Annotated in this window: 21 protein-coding genes and 2 pseudogenes; 16 read left to right on the top strand and 7 right to left on the bottom strand. The window is 36.4% G+C overall.

Translation table 11 applies throughout. The features are described 5' to 3' along the window. Positions 1 to 21 precede the first annotated feature (21 nt). Together OZP07_RS17390 and ric are read right to left on the bottom strand one after the other, a co-directional pair. Complete coding sequence (locus OZP07_RS17390; RefSeq protein ID WP_281636098.1) at positions 22 to 2,127, bottom strand: ribonucleoside triphosphate reductase; 2,106 nt, start codon at positions 2,125 to 2,127, stop codon at positions 22 to 24. A gap of 29 nt (positions 2,128 to 2,156) precedes the next feature. Beyond that, complete coding sequence (gene ric / locus OZP07_RS17385) at positions 2,157 to 2,888, bottom strand: iron-sulfur cluster repair di-iron protein (protein WP_281636097.1); 732 nt, start codon at positions 2,886 to 2,888, stop codon at positions 2,157 to 2,159. Between the two features lie 431 nt (positions 2,889 to 3,319). Between ric and OZP07_RS17380 the strand changes: the two genes are divergently transcribed. From OZP07_RS17380 to OZP07_RS17305, 16 genes and pseudogenes are all read left to right on the top strand, one after another. Then, on the top strand, positions 3,320 to 3,754 hold the full coding sequence (locus tag OZP07_RS17380) for a c-type cytochrome (RefSeq protein ID WP_281636096.1): 435 nt from the start codon (positions 3,320 to 3,322) through the stop codon (positions 3,752 to 3,754). Between the two features lie 12 nt (positions 3,755 to 3,766). Beyond that, a complete protein-coding gene (locus tag OZP07_RS17375) occupies positions 3,767 to 5,101 on the top strand; it encodes a cbb3-type cytochrome c oxidase subunit I (RefSeq protein ID WP_281636095.1) in 1,335 nt (444 codons plus the stop codon). Between the two features lie 107 nt (positions 5,102 to 5,208). Next, complete coding sequence (locus OZP07_RS17370; protein ID WP_281636094.1) at positions 5,209 to 6,000, top strand: CbbQ/NirQ/NorQ/GpvN family protein; 792 nt, start codon at positions 5,209 to 5,211, stop codon at positions 5,998 to 6,000. A gap of 48 nt (positions 6,001 to 6,048) precedes the next feature. Then, entirely contained in the window at positions 6,049 to 7,824 is a 1,776-nt protein-coding gene (locus OZP07_RS17365) for a nitric oxide reductase activation protein NorD (RefSeq protein WP_281636093.1), read from the top strand. Between the two features lie 182 nt (positions 7,825 to 8,006). Beyond that, complete coding sequence (locus OZP07_RS17360) at positions 8,007 to 8,972, top strand: DUF438 domain-containing protein (protein ID WP_281636092.1); 966 nt, start codon at positions 8,007 to 8,009, stop codon at positions 8,970 to 8,972. 195 nt (positions 8,973 to 9,167) lie between these two features. After that, entirely contained in the window at positions 9,168 to 9,749 is a 582-nt protein-coding gene (locus OZP07_RS17355; RefSeq protein WP_281636091.1) for a cytochrome c oxidase subunit 3, read from the top strand. Positions 9,750 to 9,751: 2 nt separating this feature from the next. Continuing rightward, entirely contained in the window at positions 9,752 to 10,003 is a 252-nt protein-coding gene (locus OZP07_RS17350; protein WP_281636090.1) for a cytochrome C oxidase subunit IV family protein, read from the top strand. A 117-nt stretch (positions 10,004 to 10,120) separates the two neighbouring features. Beyond that, positions 10,121 to 11,581, top strand: coding sequence for a copper-containing nitrite reductase (gene nirK, locus OZP07_RS17345; RefSeq protein WP_281636089.1), 1,461 nt, complete (start codon positions 10,121 to 10,123; stop codon positions 11,579 to 11,581). Between the two features lie 74 nt (positions 11,582 to 11,655). After that, positions 11,656 to 11,988: pseudogene (locus OZP07_RS17340) on the top strand (c-type cytochrome); the annotation flags it as partial. Positions 11,989 to 12,035: 47 nt separating this feature from the next. Beyond that, on the top strand, positions 12,036 to 12,782 hold the full coding sequence (locus tag OZP07_RS17335; RefSeq protein WP_432419568.1) for a formylglycine-generating enzyme family protein: 747 nt from the start codon (positions 12,036 to 12,038) through the stop codon (positions 12,780 to 12,782). Between the two features lie 37 nt (positions 12,783 to 12,819). Then, the gene (locus OZP07_RS17330; RefSeq protein ID WP_281636087.1) at positions 12,820 to 13,461 is read left to right on the top strand and encodes an SCO family protein; all 642 of its coding nucleotides are present in this window, start codon (positions 12,820 to 12,822) and stop codon (positions 13,459 to 13,461) included. Between the two features lie 204 nt (positions 13,462 to 13,665). Continuing rightward, positions 13,666 to 14,940 carry an alginate export family protein gene (locus OZP07_RS17325; protein ID WP_281636086.1) on the top strand — a complete coding sequence of 425 codons (1,275 nt, stop codon included), beginning with the start codon at positions 13,666 to 13,668 and terminating at the stop codon, positions 14,938 to 14,940. Between the two features lie 301 nt (positions 14,941 to 15,241). Then, entirely contained in the window at positions 15,242 to 15,607 is a 366-nt protein-coding gene (locus OZP07_RS17320; protein WP_281636085.1) for a hypothetical protein, read from the top strand. Positions 15,608 to 15,728: 121 nt separating this feature from the next. Beyond that, positions 15,729 to 16,529: an MbnP family protein gene (locus tag OZP07_RS17315; RefSeq protein WP_281636084.1), complete on the top strand. Its 801-nt coding sequence runs from the start codon at positions 15,729 to 15,731 to the stop codon at positions 16,527 to 16,529. Positions 16,530 to 16,579: 50 nt separating this feature from the next. Then, on the top strand, positions 16,580 to 17,617 hold the full coding sequence (locus tag OZP07_RS17310) for a cytochrome-c peroxidase (RefSeq protein ID WP_281636083.1): 1,038 nt from the start codon (positions 16,580 to 16,582) through the stop codon (positions 17,615 to 17,617). A gap of 80 nt (positions 17,618 to 17,697) precedes the next feature. Then, positions 17,698 to 18,678 carry a transporter gene (locus OZP07_RS17305; RefSeq protein ID WP_281636082.1) on the top strand — a complete coding sequence of 327 codons (981 nt, stop codon included), beginning with the start codon at positions 17,698 to 17,700 and terminating at the stop codon, positions 18,676 to 18,678. A gap of 37 nt (positions 18,679 to 18,715) precedes the next feature. On the opposite strand, the gene OZP07_RS17300 is transcribed toward OZP07_RS17305, so the two are convergent. The 5 genes and pseudogenes from OZP07_RS17300 to OZP07_RS17280 form a co-directional block, all read right to left on the bottom strand. Beyond that, entirely contained in the window at positions 18,716 to 19,027 is a 312-nt protein-coding gene (locus OZP07_RS17300; protein ID WP_281636081.1) for a type II toxin-antitoxin system RelE/ParE family toxin, read from the bottom strand. Beyond that, the gene (locus OZP07_RS17295; protein ID WP_281636080.1) at positions 19,009 to 19,245 is read right to left on the bottom strand and encodes a hypothetical protein; all 237 of its coding nucleotides are present in this window, start codon (positions 19,243 to 19,245) and stop codon (positions 19,009 to 19,011) included. Before OZP07_RS17295 ends, OZP07_RS17300 begins: the two co-directional genes overlap by 19 nt. 37 nt (positions 19,246 to 19,282) lie before the next feature. Continuing rightward, entirely contained in the window at positions 19,283 to 19,915 is a 633-nt protein-coding gene (locus OZP07_RS17290) for a hypothetical protein (protein ID WP_281636079.1), read from the bottom strand. Then, entirely contained in the window at positions 19,908 to 20,117 is a 210-nt protein-coding gene (locus OZP07_RS17285; protein WP_281636078.1) for a DUF433 domain-containing protein, read from the bottom strand. The genes OZP07_RS17290 and OZP07_RS17285 overlap by 8 nt, the downstream gene beginning before the upstream one ends. Before the next feature lie 75 nt (positions 20,118 to 20,192). Beyond that, positions 20,193 to 21,862, bottom strand: a pseudogene (locus OZP07_RS17280) (IS1182 family transposase). Positions 21,863 to 21,931: the final 69 nt, after the last annotated feature.

Genomic DNA, 21,931 nt, shown 5'->3' with positions numbered 1-21,931 from the left:
TTGACACATTTTAAACTTTTCTTAATGTTCAATAAATTTCGCTTTTTCCTCAATGATGGTTTCATCACATTTTGGGCAATATTCGTGTTCGCCGTTCAGGTAACCGTGCACCGGACATACACTAAAAACAGGCGTTACGGTAATGTACGGTAATCTGAAATTGGTAATCACTTTTTTTACAAACTGCTTGCAGGCTTCGGGTGAGCTTATTTTTTCGCTCATGTACAGGTGTAAAACTGTTCCTCCGGTATATTTACACTGCAGTTGATCCTGCAGCATCAAGGCTTCAAACGGATCCTGAGTGAAATCTACTGGAATTTGAGAACTGTTCGTATAATAAATATTGTCCTGCTGTCCTGCCTGAATAATATCGTCATAACGTTTTTTGTCTTCTTTGGCAAAACGATACGTTGTTCCTTCGGCAGGTGTTGCCTCGAGATTGTACAGATTTCCGGTTTCTTCTTGGAATTCTTTCATTCGGTTGCGGATGTGATCCAAAATTTCTGAAGCAAACTCGATGCCTGTTTCAGAGGTTACATTGTCTTCGTCATTGCTGAAATTTTCAATCATTTCATTCATTCCATTCACGCCAATGGTCGAAAAGTGGTTTCTGAAATGTTCCAGATAACGTTTGGTGTACGGATACAATCCTCGGTCGTACATCTCTTGGATAAATACCCTTTTTTTCTCCAAAGTCGATTTGGCTATATATAAAAGATGGTCTAGTTCGGTGTATAATTTACCTTTATTTCCTTTGTTCAAATAACCCAGACGAGCCATATTGATGGTTACAACACCAATGCTTCCGGTCATTTCGGCACTTCCAAAAAGTCCGTTGCCGCGTTTCAATAATTCACGTAAATCCAGCTGCAGGCGACAGCACATACTGCGGACGGCATTGGGTTTGTAGGCATTTTCATTTTCAACCTGATTGCCATTTTCATCCAAAACATATTGACTGCCAATAAAATTCTGGAAATAAGAAGAACCAATTTTGGCCGTATTTTCAAAAAGCAGATCAGTGTTTTCTCCGTCCCAGTCAAATGCTTCGGTGATATTCACTGTAGGAATAGGGAAGGTAAACGGCTGTCCGTTGGCATCGCCTTCGGTCATTACGGTATAATACGCCTTGTTGATAAGGTTCATTTCTTTCTGGAAATGCTCATAACGCAAGTCGGTTACTTTAGACACTCCTCTTCTTTTTGCTCTGACTAATAAGTCAGAAGTAATGCAGTCTTCAAAGATATGATGGTCATTTTTGGTTGGAATCTGCGTTTTTAAATCATCTGGAACGATCCAGTCCAAAGTGATGTTGGTAAACGGCGATTGTCCCCAGCGCGCGGGAACATTCAGATTGTAAACAAAACCTCTGACCGCTTTTAAAACATCGTCAAAACCCAAATTATCTTTGAAAACATAAGGAGCGAGATACGTGTCAAACGAACTGAAAGCCTGAGCTCCCGCCCATTCGCTCTGCAGAATCCCAAGGAAATTTGCCATTTGTCCCAAAGCCTCCCTAAAATGGGACGGAGGCTTACTCTCTACACGCCCCCTCACGCCGTTAAAACCTTCGTTGAGCAGTACACGCAGACTCCAGCCAGCACAATAGCCGGTTAAACAATCCAAATCATGAATATGAATATCGCCATTGCGGTGGGCATAACCTTCTTCTTTGGTATAAACTTTATCTAACCAATAATTGGCAATAATTTTTCCTGCCACATTGTTGACCAATCCAGCATTGGAATACGAAGTATTGGCGTTGGCATTGATGCGCCAATCGGTTTGTTCAATATATTCTTCAATTGTCTGAGAACTGTCCACATAAGTTGTGTCATCATTCAAGCCCTGTATATGTTCGCGCTGTAATTTCCTCGTGTGACGGAAAAGCATAAAAGAACGCATGACGTCAAAGTATTTCTTTTCGTATAATTTCTTCTCAATCATGTCCTGTATTTCCTCGACGGCCCATACTTCTTCAGCTTCAAGCTGTATGATAATGCTTTCAAAAATACTTTCATCAACAACTGCAGAGACGCTTTTGAAACTTTTTTCAATGGCATCTTTAATTTTATAACTTTCAAATGGCTTGTACTTACCATTTCTCTTTATTACATAGTTCTCCATAGTTGTTGATTTTTAGTGTTTGACATAGTTTATGATTGTGCCGAAAATTCCTTTTCGAGTTTAGCTGCTTTTGGGAATAAAATGTTATTTTCCAAATGGATGTGTTTGTGCAGATCCTGTTCAAATTCCTGTAACATGGCAAATGTTACTTTATAAGTATTACATGCATCAGATGGCGGTGTGTAATCGTTGCTTAATGATGCTATTTTTCTAAAACGCTCTCCTTCAGTATCATGCTCGTGCATCATCATCGCAATTGGATTTTCTACAGTTCCAAAATGTGGCTGTTCAATTAATTCATCTGAAATAGTGGCACGAACCATTTTTTTGACAAAAGGAAACAGAATCAGTTCTTCTTTTTTCATGTGCTGTGCCAATTCTCCTGCGCATCCTTTAAAAAGTTCGTTTATTTCTAATAATTCAGGATGATTGGCTCCGTGTACTCTGCTCAGTTTATCTAAAAACTGAAGCAGCACTGGTGTTTTTTCCGATACATAACGGTGGTGTGTTTTCTCGATATAATCGGCTAATAAATCGATCGGCCAAGAATTGAAATCAATTCCCGAATCACTTTTTTGAGACAAAACAGCTTCAATTTCTTTCAATAATTCATCAGGATTAACTGATTTTTTCTCGCATGCTTCTTCAATACTTCTGTTGCCGTTACAGCAAAAATCGATGCCGTATTTTGAGAATAAAGCTGCAGTTCTAAAATCTTTTGCTACATATTGACCTATTGTAATTTTTTCTAAAGTTTCCATATTGATTTTTTTTATTTAAAATTTATAGGCACAAAAATAGATACTATTTTAATAAAAGACAAATTTATCCTTAATTAATTTTATTATTTAAAATTCTTTATAAATACTTGAAGGTTAAAATAATGAGATTGTAGGGGGTCTCTTTTTTTGACTTTGTAATTTTACGACTAATTGAAAATTAGGAACATGATTTTTATCATATTCCGGCTTCAACTTAAGAACATTTTTGTGTTGAAAACTCCTAAAATCTATATTCATAATCAGTTGCACGGAAATTTTTTTTTAAAGAGCAGTCAAATTATTTTTTTTGAAATAAATGATAAAAATCATAATAAAAGACAAAAATATCTTTTATATTTGCATTTAAATAAAAGACAACTTTATCCTTTATTTAAAAATAACATTTTACTAACTAAAAAAAACAGATTATTATGCTTTCAAAATCACAAGCACGGGCATTTTTTCTGGGAGGAACATTGGTCACCTTTTTAATCTTTATCGGATTGACCATTTATTCGTTTATGCCTAGAAATGATCAGACAAATTACAAGGCGATTGATAAACAGGTCGTGAGAGGAAAAGAAATTTGGGAACACAACAATTGTATGGGCTGTCATACTATTTTAGGAGAAGGAGGCTATTATGCACCGGAATTGACAAAAGTTATCGACCGCAGAGGCGAGGGTTACGTTAAGGCTGTACTGATGTCACCAGTGCCTTGGGCACCAAATGGACGAAAAATGGTGGTCTATAATATGAATGAAAAAGATGCCGATGCCGTTGTGGCCTATTTAAAATGGATCGGGAAAATTGATTTGAACGGATTTGACCGCATCGTTTCGCCTTTAGCTAAAGAAAATAATTAAAAGAAAATTACAATGAAATATAAATCACAAAAAGTAGCCTATTGGTTTTTTGCACTCTGTATGCTGTTGTTCTCACTGCAGATTGTCTATGGCTTTATTATGGGCTTTGATAGAATCGGAGTTCAAGGACTGCATGATATTATCCCTTTTAATGTTGCCCGTGCGGTGCATACTAATTTATTGGTAGTTTGGCTGTTAACTGGTTTCATGGGAGCGGCCTACTACATTATCCCTGAAGAAGCACAGCGCGAACTGATAAGCGTAAAATGGGCGTATGTACAACTGATTTCCCTTGCCGTTGTTGGTGTTGTGGCCATCGTTGGATTTCACTTAAACCACTGGGAAGGAAGAAAATTTCTAGAAATCCCGAGAGAATTGGATTTCTTGGTTGTTGTTAATGTATTGCTGTTCCTTGGATTGATTCTGGGAACGCTTTTCAAAGGAAAACGCAAAACGACAACTGCACTGGTATTGACAATGGGATTGTTATTCGCCGCTTTATTGTATCTGCCTGGAATGATTTGGTTCGACAGTCAGGTGATGGATTCCTTCTTCCGCTGGTGGGTAGTTCACTTGTGGGTTGAAGGTGTTTGGGAACTAATTATGGGAGGTATCCTTTCGTATTTATTGATCAAATTGACTGGCGTTGACCGCGAAGTTATCGAAAAATGGCTGTATGTAATCGTTGGTTTGACATTCCTTTCAGGAGTGTTGGGGACAGGACACCATTACTATTATATTGGAGTGAATAAAATTTGGTTAATCGTGGGCGGAATTTTCTCTGCATTGGAGCCATTGGCTTTCCTCGGAATGGCTTTGTTTGCTGTAAATATGTACCGCAAAGGTGAAAAAAGCCACCCAAACAAAATTGCTCTTTTCTGGACAATAGGTTCTTCAATCGTGTCATTTATCGGAGCTGGATTACTAGGTTTCGCACATACTTTACCGCAGACAAACCTTTATACCCACGGAACTTTGGTAACGGCCATGCACGGACACTACGCTTTCTGGGGCGCTTATGCGATGATTGTTTTGGCGATAATTAGTTATGCTTTACCGAATTTAACAGGTCGTAAAAGATACCAAAGCGCAACAGGAATGGCTGCTTTCTGGCTGTCAAATGTTGGAATGCTGGGAATGACTGTCGCTTTTGGAGTTGCCGGAGTGGTACAGGTATATTTGGAGCGAAAAATGAAAATGGAATTTATGGTCGTACAGAACGAAATCAGTATTCACTTCGTAGTATTATTGATCTGTGCAACAATGTTCGCCACCGGAATCTGTATGTTCATCTATGATTTTATAAAATACGGCCGACCAACGGATGAAGCTTTGGAAATAAAATAACTAACCTGCCTTTTTTTCCAACCGGAACGTTCATTCAAAAGTTTTAAACTTCCATTTCCTCAAAACAATTGTTTGACGTTTCGGTTTTTTCAAAAAAATAAAAAAATATGTTAGCAGATACTTTAACAATAACACCGTATTACCACGCTGTAGGTAAAGAAGTGGAAGTTTTTGAACACTCGTACAAAAACAAAATTCCCTTTTTGCTGAAAGGTCCAACAGGAACGGGTAAATCCCGATTTGTGGAATATATGGCACATCAATTGGACAAAAAACTGATTACGATCAGTTGTCACGAGGAAACCTCCTCCACCGATTTGATTGGCCGATTTATTATCAAGGGAGCCGAAACGGTTTGGCTTGACGGTCCTTTGACCACCGCCGTAAAAGAAGGTGCAATAATTTACCTTGATGAGGTTGCCGAAGCCCGACCTGATGTAATTGTGGCAATTCACTCCTTGACGGATCACCGGCGAGTGCTTTTCATAGACAAATTGGGTGAAACCATAAAGGCGCATGATGATTTTATGCTGGTGGCGTCTTTCAATCCAGGTTATCAAAGAGGTTTTAAGGAATTGAAACCTTCTACAAGACAACGTTTCATTGCCGTTTCATTTGATTATCCAGAACCGAAAATCGAAGCTGAAATTTTGGTAAACGAAACGAATATTGATCACGACACATCCAAGAAATTAGTAGCAATAGGTAACAAGATTAGAAATTTAACCGAATTAGGTTTGACCGAAACGGTTTCGACACGACTTCTAGTCGATGCTGGGAAAATCATCCACAGCGGATTGCCCAAACGATTGGCGGTTCACGTAGCCGTTGTCGAGCCATTGACAGACGATTTACAAACGTTGGAAGCATTGAAAGATTTGTGCAATTTGATGATATGATTCCGTAGGGACAGCTCGCGAGCTGTCCGTACACAAAAAAATAAAAAAATGGGTTTCGAGATAGATGAATATTTAGTCGGAAAGTTTTTTAAGCATTTAAAAAGCCGAAAAAAAATAAGCCCCGAAGTAGAAACCAGAACGGTTTCCCTTGCCAAGATACAGTCACGCCTGACGATAATGGCGCGCGCCTTGACGGGAAATCCAATCGAAATATTTCCTGCCGAAAGGGAAGGAGGTTACAAAAACAATAATTTTTTCCTTCCGGTTTCGTTTGCCGAATTTTCAGCAACAGAGGAGAATCTTGCTTTTTATCACTTCAGGATTTTATATTTAAGCATTCAACAGCGTTTGAATTACAATTGGACTCCCGAAGATGCGGAGCGGAGCCTGCTTCTTTCGCAACAAAAAGCATTGGAAACTTCTGAAGCCATTCTTTCGGTTTTGTTCGATGAATTTGCGTTTGACAGAGAGTTTTTGGCGAAAGCCAAAAAACATTTTATCGAAAAACAAGATGCTAAAAACGAACCTGATTTTTCTTTTCTTTTTGGCAAATGGATGAAAAATGAAGTGGTTGCCGAAACTGAAAATGAACTTCAAAATTTTACGGACAAGATTCAAAAACCGAACGAAATTCAGCCTTTAACGACATTGAAAGCGCAAGCTGTTGAGGAAGTAGTGACGGTTGAACTCGACAAAAAACAGCAGGAAGATTATGTGATGCTTCATAATTTTGAAAAAGTAGAAACGGCTGAGGAATTCAACGGAAATTGGCGAGATTTTGACGGCTCGGATGAACTCGAAGACCATCAGGATGCTTTGGAAGAACTGAATATGAAATTCACAGTCCGAGTTGACGACACGGCACATTCCGTATATCAGGCCGATTTTATTGAGAACACCACTATTTCTGAAAGTGCTTCGGTAGACGAAAAAGGTTTTCACCACAGTTACGATGAATGGGATTTTGCCAAAAAAAGTTATAAAACAAATTTTTGCAAGGTCTATCCAAAACTACAGTTAAAAACCGACAGCGATTACTACCAAAAAACAATAACAAAGAATGCCTCAACGCTGATGGGTCTGCGCAAAATGCTGACGAATGTCAACAATAAAATGCAACAGCAAAAAAGGCAGACTCAGGGCGATGAATTCGACATCGATGCAATAACCGACTTGTATGTCGATGTACATTCCCGTAGAACGCCATCGGACAAAATTTATGTTTCCAAACGAAAAAAAGAAAAGGATTTATCGATCTTGATTCTTTTGGATATTAGCCTTTCGAGTGATGGATATGCTTCTGGAAACCGTGTGATTGATGTAGAGAAAGAAGTTTCGATTTTGTTTGGGGAAATTCTGAACGAGTTCCAAATCGATTTTTCAATTGACAGCTTTTATTCCAAAACCCGAAATTACTCAACCTATCTGACCATCAAGGATTTTGATGAAAATTGGAATGTTGCCAAGCATAAAGTGGGTGCAGTAGAACCTAGTGGTTACACCCGGATTGGGTCGGCCTTGCGCCACGCAGGAGTTCGCCTCGACAAACGAAACACCAAAAATAAATGGGTTATCCTAATCTCTGACGGAAAACCCAATGATTACGATAAATACGAAGGTAAATATGGAATCAATGATGTAAAACAGGCACTTCGGGAACTGAATTCAAAAAACATCAATTCCTACGCATTAGCCATCGAGGCCGAAGCCAAATACTATCTGCCCCAAATGTTCGGGCAAAACCATTACCAGATTTTGACAACTCCCGTCGAGCTGTTGCAGTCGCTAGTAAAATTATATGAGAAGATAAAACACCAAAAATAATGCAAGACCATTTTTTTAAATGAACCATTAAGATATTAAGATTCATTAAGGTTAATGTGAAAATATAGATTGAAATTTAATTTTATTAAAGTCTTAAAGCTTAAAAAAGGAAACATAATCCAGCTTAATTTCCTTAATACTTTAATGGTAAAAAAAATAAAATGGTTCAAAATTTAATCAAAATGACAGATACAACAGATACCCCAGTATTGCCCGAAGGACATCCCGTTTGGATTTACTTTCAGGAAAAAGAATTAATAGTGTCTCTTTTGGAAGAGATTCAAAGTGTTGACCCAGCGATTGATTTGCCAAAGTATACCAACATATTCAATCAGCTGCTTACGATTGAGAAACGTTTTGCCCGCAAGGAAAATCAGCTTTTCCCTTTTTTGGAGAAAAAAGGCTGGGTTGGTCCGTCGCAGGGAATGTGGTCTTTCCACGATAATTTGAGAGAGCAAATCCGCTTGATTCAGTACTATGTAAAAATGAATAATCCTGAAAGAATAGCAACTAATACTCCCTTTTTGGTGGACGGAATCTATCGATTGTTGGGTGTGGAGGAAAACGTGCTGTTTCCAAACGCACTAGATATTCTTACCGAAAATGACTGGATCGAAATGCGCAAAGGCGAAGAGGAAATAGGCTGGATGCTTTCGCACACACCGCCGTCTTTCCCAAAAGTCGAATACATACACCCGAGCGAAGATTTCACCGTAAGGGAAATGCCTTTTTCGTTGGAAAACACTTCCCATTACGACGAGGGTTATATGACGGTCGAGCAGGTGAATCTGCTTTTGAGAACGATGCCATTGGATTTGACTTACGTTGACGAAAACGACAGGGTGATTTTCTACAACCGCGGAGAAGAACGCGTATTTCCAAGAAGTGCAGGAATCATCGGTCGTGAAGTGAAGTTTTGCCATCCGCCAAAAAGTGTGGGAACGGTACTGAAAATTCTCGAAGAATTCCGCAAAGGAACTCAAAATGAATCGTCGTTTTGGATTAACTACAAAGACAGATTGATTTATATCCGCTATTTTGCCGTTAGGGACGCTAATAAAAATTACAAAGGCGTAATCGAAATGTCACAGGATATCACCGACATTAAGAAAATAGAAGGTGAAAAAAGACTGTTGGATTGGGAATGAAAAGATTTCTGATTTTTGATTAACGATTTTTGATTTCTGATTTTAGTGCAGAAGGATTAGTTTTTTCCCGTTATGTACAAAAGAAAAAGCTGAAATAATCGACTTCGTTTTTCAACATCTAAAATCTTTTATCATTCCTCTATCGTTTACCCAAAATCATAAATCTAAAATCGTTAATCTTCAATCTAAAATCAAATGGAAAGTTTGAAAATAAATTACAAAAATATTTACTATCCGCCAGGAGGTATTCTGATGTGGATCATCATTTTTCTGGAACTCATCACTTTCGGGATGGCACTTCTGGCATTTGTATACTACGGAACTGAAAATGCCACGGTTTTTCATGAGTCGCGTATGGAATTGAATACGGTTTTCGGAACTTTAAACACTGTTTTTTTATTGACTAGCGGTTTTTTTATGGCCAATGCTGTTCATTCGTTTAAGGAAAATGAAGTTAAAAAATCATCTCTGTATTTTAAATTGGCAATGCTTGGCGGATTTTTATTTTTGGCATTAAAAAGTGTTGAATATTACCATAAAATCGAAAGCGGAATTTCATTGGACACCAATATGTTTTACACTTTTTATTGGCTGTTGACCGGATTTCATGTTATTCACGTGATTATGGGATTGGTCATTTTGGCGTGGACAAATTACGGAATGACGAAGAAAAATTCTGACACCACAGCTGAAGATATCGAAGCTTGCGGTGCTTTTTGGCATATGTGTGATTTGATTTGGCTGCTGTTATTTCCAATCCTTTATTTATTTTTTTAATTATGAGAAAATCATTAATTTTAATCTATATTTTACTGTTAATAATCACTTTTACAGTTGTTTGCGTGGCTGGCTGGCTTGGGGTTTCAAATATCGTTGCTCCTTTGATAATGTTTTTTGCGGTTATTAAATTTCTGTTAGTAGCTTTTCAGTTTATGGAATTGAAGAAAGCACATTCGTTTTGGAAAATCAGTTTGACGTTTACTTTGGTTTTGTTCACGGTATTGGTTATTTCGCTAAAACAAAAGTCATAAAAAAAAGTTAAGAAATATGATATTTATCATCCTTTTTATGGAACTCATATTTTAATTTTACCCTATAAAAGACATAATTATCCTTAATTGAAGTACTATTCTAAAACCAAAAATAAAATGAAAAAACCATTAAATTTTAGCAGACCTTTTAGCTTGAAGGCATTGGCATTAATTGCATTTATTTGTATTTTTTCCTGTGCAAAAAAAGAAGAGGAACATGATGCAGCTTATTACGAAAAAATAAAGGTCGAAGGACAAAAAGAGGCCGAACTGACTGTGCCGCCATTGGTTCCAAAACCAATTGGTGACCGACCGGCGATGAAATTGGTTGTCAATATGGAAATCAAGGAAGAGGAAGGCGAAATGGTTGATGGAACCAAATACGTTTATTGGACATTTGGTGGATCTGTTCCTGGAAATTTCATTCGAACCAGAGTAGGCGACGAAGTGGAATTTCACTTAAAAAACCATCCAGACAATAAATTGCCGCACAATATCGATCTGCATGCAGTAACCGGTCAAGGCGGAGGAGCAGCTTCATCAATTGTTGCGCCTGGACATGAAAAAGTATTCAATTTCAAAGTACTGAATCCGGGGTTGTATGTGTACCATTGCGCCACTGCGCCTGTGGGGATGCATATTGCGAACGGTATGTACGGTTTGATTTTGGTGGAGCCAGAAGGCGGATTACCACCAGTTGATAAAGAATACTACGTGATGCAGGGTGATTTTTATACCAAAGGAAGTTACGGAGAACAGGGAGTACAGCCTTTTGACATGAACAAAGCCTTGAAAGAAGAACCCGATTATGTGGTTTTCAATGGTAAAGTGGGAGCGATTGCCGGTGATAATGCCCTTACGGCAAAAGTAGGTGAAACAGTACGTATCTTTATGGGTAACGGTGGGCCAAACTTGGTTTCTTCATTCCACGTTATCGGTGAGATATTTGACAAAGTACACATCGAAGGCGGTGACTTAATCAATAAAAATGTGCAGACAACGATGATTCCTGCGGGAGGTTCTGCGATTGTGGAGTTCAAAGTTGATGTTCCTGGGACATTTATATTGGTGGATCACTCCATTTTCAGAGCGTTCAATAAAGGAGCCTTGGGAATGCTGAAAGTAACCGGTGAAGAAAATAAAAAAATCTATTCAGGAACGACTCAGGAAGGAATTTATTTGCCTGAAGGCGGAAATGTGCAAAATATGCCGGAAGGTAAAAAAGAGACTAAACCTGCAGTTGCCAAAACGCTGCCTGAACAAATTAAATCAGGAAAAGCAATCTTCGGGACAACTTGTTTTGCCTGTCACCAATCTGAAGGACAAGGGGTGCCGCATGCATTTCCTCCATTGGCAAAATCAGATTTCTTGAATGCCGATCCTAAGAGAGCTATCCAAGTTGTCATAAGAGGATTGAGCGGTGAGATTACAGTAAACGGTCAGAAAATAAATAGTGTGATGCCAAGTCAAAATCTTTCAGATGAAGAAATCGCAGATGTTTTAACCTATGTTTACAGCAGCTGGGGTAATAACAAAACGGTTATAACTCCTGCAATGGTAAAAGCGCAAAGAAAATAATAAACACAATTTTAAATATTTTATAAGTCATGAAAAAATACATTTTAGGAATAGCATTGATTGGATTAAGTCTGAAAGGGTTTAGTCAGGATGTAAACAAGGGTAAAGGTGTTTATACCAAAACTTGTATTGCCTGCCATCAGGCTACAGGAGCTGGAGTTCCTGGTGCTTTTCCTCCATTAGCTAAATCGGATTATCTGAATGCCGATGTAAACCGAGCCATTAAACAGGTAATCAAAGGGTCAACTGCACCAATAACCGTAAATGGAAAAAAATACACAACGGCTATGCCTCCGCAGGCTTTAAGCGACCAACAAATCGCTGATGTACTTACTTATGTTTACTCAAGCTGGGGCAATAGTAAAAAAGTGGTTACCGCAGCCATGGTGAAAGCTCAAAGAAAATAATTAATTTTAAAGCAAAAAGAGTTCCTATGTCTCCACTTAAAAAAATAATGATCTTCTTTTTATTGCTGATAAACAGTATTCTTTTTGCTCAAGAATCAAAAATGGTATTCATAGATAGGGGGACTTTTGTCCCCCTTTATGGTGCCACCACTAAAAAACCGGTTAAAGTGGAGTCTTTTAAATTAGATGTTTATCCGGTTACCAATGCACAATATCTTGCCTTTGTAAAAAAATATCCGGACTACAGCCGTTCGAAAATGAAAGGATTATATGCCGATAAAAGTTATCTGAATCAATGGGAAAGCGATTTCAGTATCGGAAAAAATAATTTGGCCGATGCTCCAATAACCAATGTCTCTTGGTTTGCTGCCAAGAAATATTGTGAGTGCCAAGGGAAAAGACTGCCGTCGATGGACGAATGGGAATATGTGGCTATGGCCGATGAAAAACGCTCCGATGCCCGTACCAAAGAGGAGTTCAATCGATATATTCTGTCTTGGTACGAAAAGCCAAAAACCTATTCGAATCCGATAGGGAAAACCTTCAAAAATTATTGGGGTGTCTATGATATGCACGGATTGGTTTGGGAATGGACTTCGGATTTCAACAGCATTTTTCTTTCGGGTGAATCCAGAAAGGACAAAGACACTGACAAGAATCTCTTTTGCGGAAGCGGATCTGTAAACGCCACAGATCTGATGAATTATGCCGCTTTTATGCGCTACGCTTTCAGGGGAAGCCTTAAAGCAAATTATACTACAAAAAACTTAGGTTTTAGATGTGCCAAAGATTAATTGGCACTTTCTGAAATCAGCCAAAACCAATCCAAAAATGAAACTTAATTTAACTCCAAACCGTAAAGGAATTTTTAAAACAGAATGGTATTTTTTACTTGTTTTGCCTATTTTTGCGCTGTTTTTAGCTTTTCAAGGCTGTAACAAAAAAGAGATTGCTGCCAAAGAGAGACCTATTTCTGATTTGTCGATTTACAATCTGCCATCTAAGTGGACTACACAAAACGGGCAGAATATTGAAATGAAGGATCTGAGAGGGAAAGTACTTGTAATGGTTATGATTTACACTTCCTGTAAAGCGGCCTGTCCGCGTCTGGTGGCAGATATGCGTAATATCGAATCGCGTCTGCCGAACGATATCAAGGAAAATGTAAAACTAGTATTAGTTAGTATTGACCCGGAAGTAGATACTCCAAAACGGCTGAAAGACTTTTCGATTGAAAATAAAATGGAAGGTGACCAATGGCTGTTTTTGCGTTCGACAGAAGAAAACACCAGAGAGTTTGCAGCGGTTTTGGCTGTTAATTATAAAAAAATATCTCCAATGGATTTTTCTCATTCCAATATCATAAGCGTTTTTAATACCGAAGGCGAATTGGTTTATCAGCAGGAAGGATTAGGTGTGAACTCGGATGCAACAGTTAAAAAAATTACCGAAGAATCTGCTAAAGTACAGTAAGCGTAACTATTCGGCTGGATAAAAGTTTGATACGAATGTCGCCGATTAGTACAAATTCAAGATGAAAATGAGGAGAATTTCACAAATACAGCTTCAATTCAATTTGTGCAAATTTGCGAGATTAGTGTTTCGTTTTATTTCGATTTTATGTTTTATTAATTTTTAGCTGAATAATTACAAGTAAACTAAATTAAAATTTCACTAATGAAAATGTTCAAAAAAATGGTACTGGCAGCTGTATTAATTGCCAGCGGGAATATTTTTGCCCAAGAGTTTGATGCCAACTTACAGATTAAGCCCCGTTACGAATTTAGGAACGGCTATAAAGCTCCGATTCCTTATGGAGAAACACCGGCGCAGTTTATAAATTCAAGAGCGCGTCTGAATCTGAATTTTAAACAGGATCAATTTGTTACCAAATTTACTATGCAGAATGTCCGTGTCTGGGGAGATGCTGCTCCAAATACCAAATCGGATGTGAATGGTATTCAGGTTTTTGAAGCGTGGGCGCAATATAATTTTAATGAAAAATGGAGTACCCGTTTAGGCCGTCAGGTGATTTCATATGACAATCAGCGTATCCTTGGTGAAGCTGATTGGGCACCGCAGGCACAAAGCCACGATGCTGTATTGGTAACCTATAAAAACAGTAAAAGCCATTTGGATTTAGGTTTTGCTTTAAATGCAAACGGAGAATCTGATATTGCCGTACAATATACTGTTGCCGCTTACAAAGCCATGCAGTACGCCTGGTATCATACAGAATTGGGTAAATTGAATATGAGTTTGTTGTTCTTAAACACTGGTTACGAAAATAAACTGACAGCTCCAATTCCAACACCAACCCCAGAATTGAAAGTGGATTATATGCAGACTTTCGGGACCTACATGAACACCAAAGGTAAATCCTGGGACGGAAATCTATGGTTTTATGGTCAGACTGGAAAAAATAGTACTTATAACGTGAGCGCTTTTGATGCTGCGCTTAATTTTAATTATGCTGTAACCGAAAAATTTAAAGCCGGTTTTGGTTATGAATTTTTATCTGGAAAAGGTCAAGACAATACAAGTACCGATATAAAATCATTCAGTCCTCTTTTTGGAACAAACCACGGATTGAACGGTTATATGGATTATTTCTATGTAGGGAATCATAAAAATTCGGTAGGACTGCAGGATGTATTTTTGAAGTTTGGTTATAACGTAAACAAATGGCAGTTTGCTTTACTGCCTCATGTCTTTAGTGCTGCCAATACTGTTTTAGCTGCTAATGGAAATGAAATGGACAACTATCTGGGAACGGAAATTGATTGTACAGCTGCCTACGCTGTTCATAAATTTATCAATATAACTGGCGGCTACTCTCAAATGTTTGGAACCGATACAATGCAAAGAATAAAAGGTGGCGATGTAGATCACACCAATAATTGGGCATGGGTTATGATTAATGTGAATCCTCAGATTTTTTCTTTTAAATAATTATTAATTTTTTGGAGCAGAAACATCAGGTATTTTTGGTCAGATGGTTCCTGCTCTTCGTTACAATCTTGTTCCCCGAACCACGGGCAACAAGGATTTTCACTCCGATCAGGGCTAAAAGGTGAGATAGTGTTTTTTTGTTATGATTAAAATTAGAATCGAATTTCGTTTTTAATTCATTGGATTAAAAAACATTTCAGCAAGAAACTCTTTATTGTTTAATCGATCGTTATTTGATGTTAATTTGTGTTTTAAAACGAAAGTTTAAAATTTAAATATATATTTTTGCACCGTGAAAAAAATGATATTCATAATAGTGCTAATGATGCTCATAAAACCGATATTTCCGGTTATTGAGTATGTGGTTAATTATGAGTATATTTCAAAAGTGCTTTGCGAAAATAAAGCAAAACCCATGATGCATTGTAATGGGAAATGTCATCTGATGAAAGAACTGGCCAAAGCATCTGATGCTGAAAACCCAAAATCATCAGACAAAAAAGGAACTGTTCAGCTTACCGAAGTGTTGTTTTTCGAAGAAATAAAATCATTCAAAATCAATACTTTAATTTCTTCAAATACTCAAAAAATAAATAAAAGCTATTCGGATTTATACTTCTATCTGAATGGTGATGCAGTTTTTCGTCCCCCTATTTTTATTTCTTAAAATTTAGATTTATTAAAAGTTTCTTCTGTCGTTTGCACAGATGGGATTAATTTTGCTTGCATTAAAATGAATTGTTTTGATGCAGACTGTTATGATATTTTAAAAAATAAAAAACTTAAAAATGAAATTTCAAATAAAAAAAATAATAGCTGTTGTGGCTATAGCATTTGCATTGGGTTCATGTTCAAATAATGATGATGAAGCGATTGGTGGAGAAGGAAAATTAGGAGTAGAATTTGATAATGTTTTTGGAAGCAGTAATTTGATTCTGAACACACAAAGTAATGTTACTTCTCAAGGTGAAACCTTAAAAATATCAGATGTAAAATACATTATTAGCAACATTGTTTTAACAAAAGAAGATGGAACTACGTTTACTTATCCAAAATCTAAAAGCTATTTTGTAGTGAGTGAAGCAGATACTGAGACTCAGGAAATTGAATTAGAAAATATTCCTGCTGGAGATTACACAAAAATTAAATTCGGAATAGGAGTAGACAAAGCCCAATTTGATTTGGGAGCAACAGGACAAGGAGACTTTTTAACAATAGCAGATGAGGCTGGAATGATGTGGTCTTGGAGTGCGGGGTATAAATTTGTTCTTTTCGAAGGTAAGTTTACTTCATCTACAGTAACTGCAGAAACTGCTTTTATGGTGCATACAGGACAAACTGGAACAGATTATAATTATACCGAAGTAACACTTAATCTGCCAACTAAAGCTTTGGTAAGAACTACTATTACACCAGATATTCACATTTTTGCAGATGTTGCCAAAATTATTGATGGAACTAATAAAATCAAACTTTCGGATAATAATATGGGAGGAATGGGAGCGATGATTATGGGAGGAACAAACCTGCCATTAATTACGGCTAATCTTTCTAATATGTTTACTGTAAATCACGTGCATAACGACTAAAAAAGGATAAAAGCGGTTGGTTACACTGACCGCTTTTTAAAACAAAAAATATGCAAGTAAAATATTTAGTATTGCTCATTTTGCCTTTTTTCTGGAGCTGTTCTGATAATGATGAGGTGTATCAAAATATTCCTTTAGCATTTGAAGTACCTTCTAACTTTCCGCCTTTGGTATATGATCTGGCTAATAATCCGCCAACTGAAAAAGGTTTCGAATTAGGTAAAAAGCTTTTTTATGACGGAAGATTATCCTCGGATGGATTGGTTTCCTGTGGATTTTGCCACATTCAGCAAGATGCATTCACACATCACGGACACACTGTAAGCCATGGTGTGAATAATGCTGTAGGAACCCGCAATACACCGTCTATTCAGAATTTAGCGTATCAGACAAGTTTTATGTATGATGGAGCGACAGCGCATTTGGATTTACAGCCCATAATTCCATTTACGAGTGCAGTGGAGATGAATGGTAATTTTAGTAGTGCCATTGCGATGATGAAAGCCGATCCTGAATATCAAAAATTATTCAAAATTGCTTTTACCGATGGAGAAATCAATTCAGAGAATATGCTCAAAGCCTTGGGACAATTTATGGTGATGGTAACATCGTCTAATTCTCGATTTGATAAATACCGCCGTAAGGAATCTGGCGGGACACTTACTCAGCAAGAGTTAGATGGCTACACTGTTTTTAATGCAAAATGTGCTTCTTGCCACGCTACTGATTTGTTTACTGATAATTCGTTTCGAAATAACGGTTTGCCTGTAAATCCTGCCGTGAATGATGTTGGGCGTTATCGAGTTACCGAATTGGCGACTGATTATTATAAATTTAAAGTGCCCAGTCTGCGCAACATTGAGAAAACAGCTCCTTACATGCACGATGGAAGATTATTTACTTTGGAAGCCGTTCTGGAACATTATAATTCGGGAGTTGTTGCATCAGAAACATTAGATCCAATTTTGAATAAAAAGAGCAAACTGGGAATTCCTTTAACTGAAACTGAAAAGTCACAAATAATTGCTTTTCTAAAAACCTTAACCGATAATCAATATCTAACTGATAAACGATTTTCAGAGTATTAAAGTTTCTAAGTTTCTAGGTGGCTAAGTTTCTCAGCAACTTAGCCACTTAGGAACTTAGAAACTATTTAAAAAAAATAAATATGAAAAAAATACTAATTCTTTTTCTTATTGCTTGTCAATGGGCAAATGCAGCCGAAAAAGATACACTGAACGCGATCAATCCGTTTGCCAAATTTCGCTATTTTTCGAAAGTGGAATCTGAATTCGAATTTGAAGATGAGGATTGTGATGCCTGTGGCTGTTCTGCCAGTGGCGGAAGCATGGGTTTTGCTTCTGTACTGAATGCCAATTTTGTAGGTATTCGTTATTTCAATCAGCAATATAAAACCAATGATGGGTTGTATAGCAATTCGCCTTGGTATGTGGAGAATTTCAATACAGTTCAGGCTTGGGCTAGAATTCCAGTTGGTAATAAGGTGCAGATTTCAGCTTTGATTCCATATCATTTTCACGAAAGAGAAACCGTCGCAGGAATGGAAGATATAAATGGAGTGGGTGATATTACGGTTTTGGGAATGTACACTTTGTATCAAACGCATAAAGACAGTACAATTGTGAGTCATACACTCCAATTGGGCGGAGGATTTAAAGCGCCAACAGGAAAGTTTAATGAAGCCAATTCTGAAGGTGTAAATCCTAGTTTCCAGGTTGGAACCGGAAGTTGGGATTATTTACTGGCTTCTGAATATACTATCAGAAGAAATAAATTTGGTTTGAACACTATGCTTAATTATGTTATTAAAACCGAAAACGAAAAGAAATACCAATTCGGAAATCAATTCAATTACTCAGGCACTTTTTATTATTTGTACGAAAAGAATAGTCTTTCGATAGCTCCTCAAGCCGGTTTGGCAGGTGAAGTGTATGAAAGCAATTATCAGCATGGACAAGAATTATCAAATACTTCGGGAGATATTCTGTTTGGTAAATTTGGTGTCGAAATTGGTAAAGACCGTTTGTCTATTGGTGTTAACTATTTAGCTCCGGTAAATCAGAATTTATCTGCCGGCAATGTAGTTGCCAATTATCGATGGAGTATTAATTTAAATTATAGTTTGTAAGAGAAAAAAAAGAGTTTCAATTTTGGAGCTCTTTTTTTTATGATTTTTTTAGAATTTTAAAAAGTTTTTTTGGATTTTGTCTGTTGTCCCAAAAAGCAACAACAATTAATTCTTTTTCAGTTGTTTTGTAGTAAATATTATAATTGCCTAAAGTTGAGGTTCTAATGTTTTTGTAATTAGTGTTAACGAAGTTTTCTGGATTTTTGAGTAGAAATTGTACTCTAGCCAAGATTTCATAAATTAGTTTTTCAGAATAGGCAGAAGATTTATTACGTTTTGTCCAATATTTCAATATTTTTCTTCTTTCACGAACGGCTGTATCAGTCCAGATTACTGTTTTGACAGCCATTCTAAATCTTCTTTGTCCAATTGTTCCTGAGAAATGACTCTGCCAAATTTTATATCTTCTTCTCCTTCTTTTACCATATTTAATTCATATTCGCTTAAATGGTAAATTTCTTTTTTGTCAATAGTCTTGAGTAAAACCATTATTTTTTTTAACAAGCTCTCATCCTCTACAGATTTTAGTTTGTCAAATATTTCTAGTTTTAATTCTAATGTATTCATAATTAAATGATTTGAATAATCAAAGTTAAGGAAAAAATTATTTATGGATTTTAGATTCTTCTTCTTTTATTTCCTTTCTCATTTGGATCTTTAGTTGATCAAATGTTAATTGATATTTTAAAGAAAAGGTTTTTATTTCATCATTATGTTTTTTCATTTCTTCCATAGTTAATGTAGTTAGTTTAGGAAGATAATCATCGTTAAACTTTTTAAATATTAAATTGTAATTGCTCTTTACATTCTCAATTAGTTCATATACTTCATCTGATGAATTTAAAATTGAAGGCTGAATTTCTATATTTAATAATTGATATAGATTATTATATTTTTTTGAAACTGAACTAAATTTTTCGCGATATTTTTCATAAAATAATTCAAGTTCATCGTCATTATCCGAATCAAGTTCATTTTTCTTAAAATTAAATTCAAAAACAACTAACAAGAAATCTTCAAAAATTAAATCATGTGTTTCAATAGAATATTTACTTATTGTTTTTAGTAAATTTTCATAACCATTATGTTTTTGATTGTAAATAAATTCGGCTCTTTTATATTCTAATTCTTTTCGTTTTATTCTATTTAAAAAAAGTAAATTAAAAATATTTGCCATTAAAGTTCCTCCTAAAAAAGAAAGAATAGGTGTGATAATCGTCCAATCAAATTCACACATTATATTTGTTTTTTGCATAACATAATGAAGCTATAACATCTTCTTTTTCTAATTCAGGATGGTCTTCTAAAATTTCTTTGATTTCCATACCAGAGCCTAGCATATCTAAAATTATTTCTACAGGCCATCTCATATTTCTAACCGTTGGCTTGCCGTGGCAAACATCAGGGTTTATTGTGATTCTTGAAATTAGATTTTCCATTGCATTTTAATTTTACTCAAATATAATGAGAATATTGATATAAAAAAAGAGGCTGTCCGAAAAGGACAGCTTTTTTTATGCTGCAAATTTCAGGAATCGATTTTGGGTTGGTTGATTAATGAAAAAATATTCTGTTACAGTATTTAAAAAGTGAATTTCGACTTTTATAGCTCTATTTAGAACTCTGAAGGAGATTTTTAGATGAGTTTTCGACGCATCATTGTTCTTTGCTATCATTTTTCTGAAATTATGCCCGATAGCCATCAATAGAAATTCCATTTCCACTTTTTCGATGCTTGTGAAAGTAAACCGGCTGAATTTATTGTTGTTTTTTAGCTGTCCGAATACTGCTTCAACTTCTATTGGGCGTTTGCTTCGGTGTTCGAGTCCTTTTTCGCTCATGAGCAGCTCTTTGGCCTGAGCCCTTAATTGGTTCAGGCGGTGGTTTACTTCTATTGTTCTGTTTCCTTTGGCTTTATGGCACAAACTTCTAAGTGGACATCCATCACATCTTTTTGCTTGATAATAAGATACTTGTGATTCGTATCCGTTGGCCGATGTCCGTTTTCCACTGCCAATGTTTTCCATTCTTTGTCCCATTGGACACACATAAAAATCCTGCTGTATATTGTAGAACAAATTCTGGACAAGAAACGGATTGTCCTTCATTTTTTTCTTCTGTTCTTTGTGAAAATAATTATACTTTACATAGGCCGTTATGTCTTTATTTTCAAGCATTTCGTAGTTTTCTTCGCTTCCATAACCAGCATCGGCTACAACTGTTTTGCTTTGTTTTTGATACATTTTTTCAAATTCCTCCAGATGGGATTTTAAAGTCGTAGTGTCGTTAGGTGTCTGATGAATGGTTACATTGGTAATGAATTGATTTTCAGTAGAAATCTGAGGATTGTATGCAGGTTTTAACTGTCCGTTTTTCATATGGTCTTCCTTCATTCTCATAAAGGTAGCGTCAGGATCTGTTTTGCTGTAGGAGTTTCTATTGCCTAAAATCACTAAATCTTTTTCGTATTTTTCAAGCTTTGGCAGGTGCTCTTCCTGAAGCTTTTCAAGCTCTTTGGTTATCTTCTTGTTGGGCTCTTTGAGTTTTTTATTGAGTTCTGATAATTTTTCTTTCAGCTCTTCCGAGTTTATTTTTTTGGTAATTCTTCCTTGTTGACTTCTTGATTATCTGATAAAATACTGTTTTCGATATCGGATAAGATGCTGTTGATTTTTACTTCGAGTTTTTCTTTGTATTTCTCTATAGAACCCCGCCAGACAAAGGTGTATTTGTTGGATTTGGCTTCAATTTTTGTTCCATCGATGTATTGGATATCCAGACTGACATAGCCCATTTCCACAAGCATTTTGACTACTTCTGCAAATAAATCTTTGATGTTTTCTTTTAGAACCTTTCCTCTAAAATCGTTGATGGTTCTAAAATCAGGGGTTGAGTTGCCTGAAATAAACATAAAATGAATGTTCTCGGTGAGTGCTTTTGCTATTTTTCGGCAGGAATAAGTGTTGCTCAAATAGCTGTAAAACAAAACTTTAAGCATCATTCTGGGATGATAAGCCGAGGTCCCTCCTCCTTTATATTTTTTAAGTATATGGCTTATATCCAATGAATTGACGACCTTGTCCACTAAGCGGACAGGGTGGTTTTCTGAAATTTTATCAAAAATATTTATCGGAAAAAGTTCCGGTGTATTGATCGATTGCGATTTAAATATTACTTTAGCCATTGCTCGTTTTTTGTGCAACTCTAAGATACTATTTTAGATTAAAAACAGCAAAAAAAAGGCTGTCCTTAC

Origin of the sequence: Flavobacterium marginilacus, from assembly GCF_026870155.1 — a bacterium.
GTDB lineage: Bacteria > Bacteroidota > Bacteroidia > Flavobacteriales > Flavobacteriaceae > Flavobacterium > Flavobacterium marginilacus.
Note: the sequence above shows the minus strand (reverse complement) of the source record. Positions and strands in the feature narration are given on the sequence as shown.

Excerpts from the sequence above, each read along its gene's own strand:
- OZP07_RS17390 (WP_281636098.1), bottom strand. The coding sequence starts at position 2,127 with ATGGAGAACTATGTAATAAAGAGAAATGGTAAGTACAAGCCATTTGAA.
- ric (WP_281636097.1), bottom strand. The coding sequence starts at position 2,888 with ATGGAAACTTTAGAAAAAATTACAATAGGTCAATATGTAGCAAAAGAT.
- OZP07_RS17380 (WP_281636096.1), top strand. The coding sequence starts at position 3,320 with ATGCTTTCAAAATCACAAGCACGGGCATTTTTTCTGGGAGGAACATTG.
- OZP07_RS17375 (WP_281636095.1), top strand. The coding sequence starts at position 3,767 with ATGAAATATAAATCACAAAAAGTAGCCTATTGGTTTTTTGCACTCTGT.
- OZP07_RS17370 (WP_281636094.1), top strand. The coding sequence starts at position 5,209 with ATGTTAGCAGATACTTTAACAATAACACCGTATTACCACGCTGTAGGT.
- OZP07_RS17365 (WP_281636093.1), top strand. The coding sequence starts at position 6,049 with ATGGGTTTCGAGATAGATGAATATTTAGTCGGAAAGTTTTTTAAGCAT.
- OZP07_RS17360 (WP_281636092.1), top strand. The coding sequence starts at position 8,007 with ATGACAGATACAACAGATACCCCAGTATTGCCCGAAGGACATCCCGTT.
- OZP07_RS17355 (WP_281636091.1), top strand. The coding sequence starts at position 9,168 with ATGGAAAGTTTGAAAATAAATTACAAAAATATTTACTATCCGCCAGGA.
- OZP07_RS17350 (WP_281636090.1), top strand. The coding sequence starts at position 9,752 with ATGAGAAAATCATTAATTTTAATCTATATTTTACTGTTAATAATCACT.
- nirK (WP_281636089.1), top strand. The coding sequence starts at position 10,121 with ATGAAAAAACCATTAAATTTTAGCAGACCTTTTAGCTTGAAGGCATTG.
- OZP07_RS17335 (WP_432419568.1), top strand. The coding sequence starts at position 12,036 with ATGATCTTCTTTTTATTGCTGATAAACAGTATTCTTTTTGCTCAAGAA.
- OZP07_RS17330 (WP_281636087.1), top strand. The coding sequence starts at position 12,820 with ATGAAACTTAATTTAACTCCAAACCGTAAAGGAATTTTTAAAACAGAA.
- OZP07_RS17325 (WP_281636086.1), top strand. The coding sequence starts at position 13,666 with ATGAAAATGTTCAAAAAAATGGTACTGGCAGCTGTATTAATTGCCAGC.
- OZP07_RS17320 (WP_281636085.1), top strand. The coding sequence starts at position 15,242 with ATGATATTCATAATAGTGCTAATGATGCTCATAAAACCGATATTTCCG.
- OZP07_RS17315 (WP_281636084.1), top strand. The coding sequence starts at position 15,729 with ATGAAATTTCAAATAAAAAAAATAATAGCTGTTGTGGCTATAGCATTT.
- OZP07_RS17310 (WP_281636083.1), top strand. The coding sequence starts at position 16,580 with ATGCAAGTAAAATATTTAGTATTGCTCATTTTGCCTTTTTTCTGGAGC.
- OZP07_RS17305 (WP_281636082.1), top strand. The coding sequence starts at position 17,698 with ATGAAAAAAATACTAATTCTTTTTCTTATTGCTTGTCAATGGGCAAAT.
- OZP07_RS17300 (WP_281636081.1), bottom strand. The coding sequence starts at position 19,027 with ATGGCTGTCAAAACAGTAATCTGGACTGATACAGCCGTTCGTGAAAGA.
- OZP07_RS17295 (WP_281636080.1), bottom strand. The coding sequence starts at position 19,245 with ATGAATACATTAGAATTAAAACTAGAAATATTTGACAAACTAAAATCT.
- OZP07_RS17290 (WP_281636079.1), bottom strand. The coding sequence starts at position 19,915 with ATGTGTGAATTTGATTGGACGATTATCACACCTATTCTTTCTTTTTTA.
- OZP07_RS17285 (WP_281636078.1), bottom strand. The coding sequence starts at position 20,117 with ATGGAAAATCTAATTTCAAGAATCACAATAAACCCTGATGTTTGCCAC.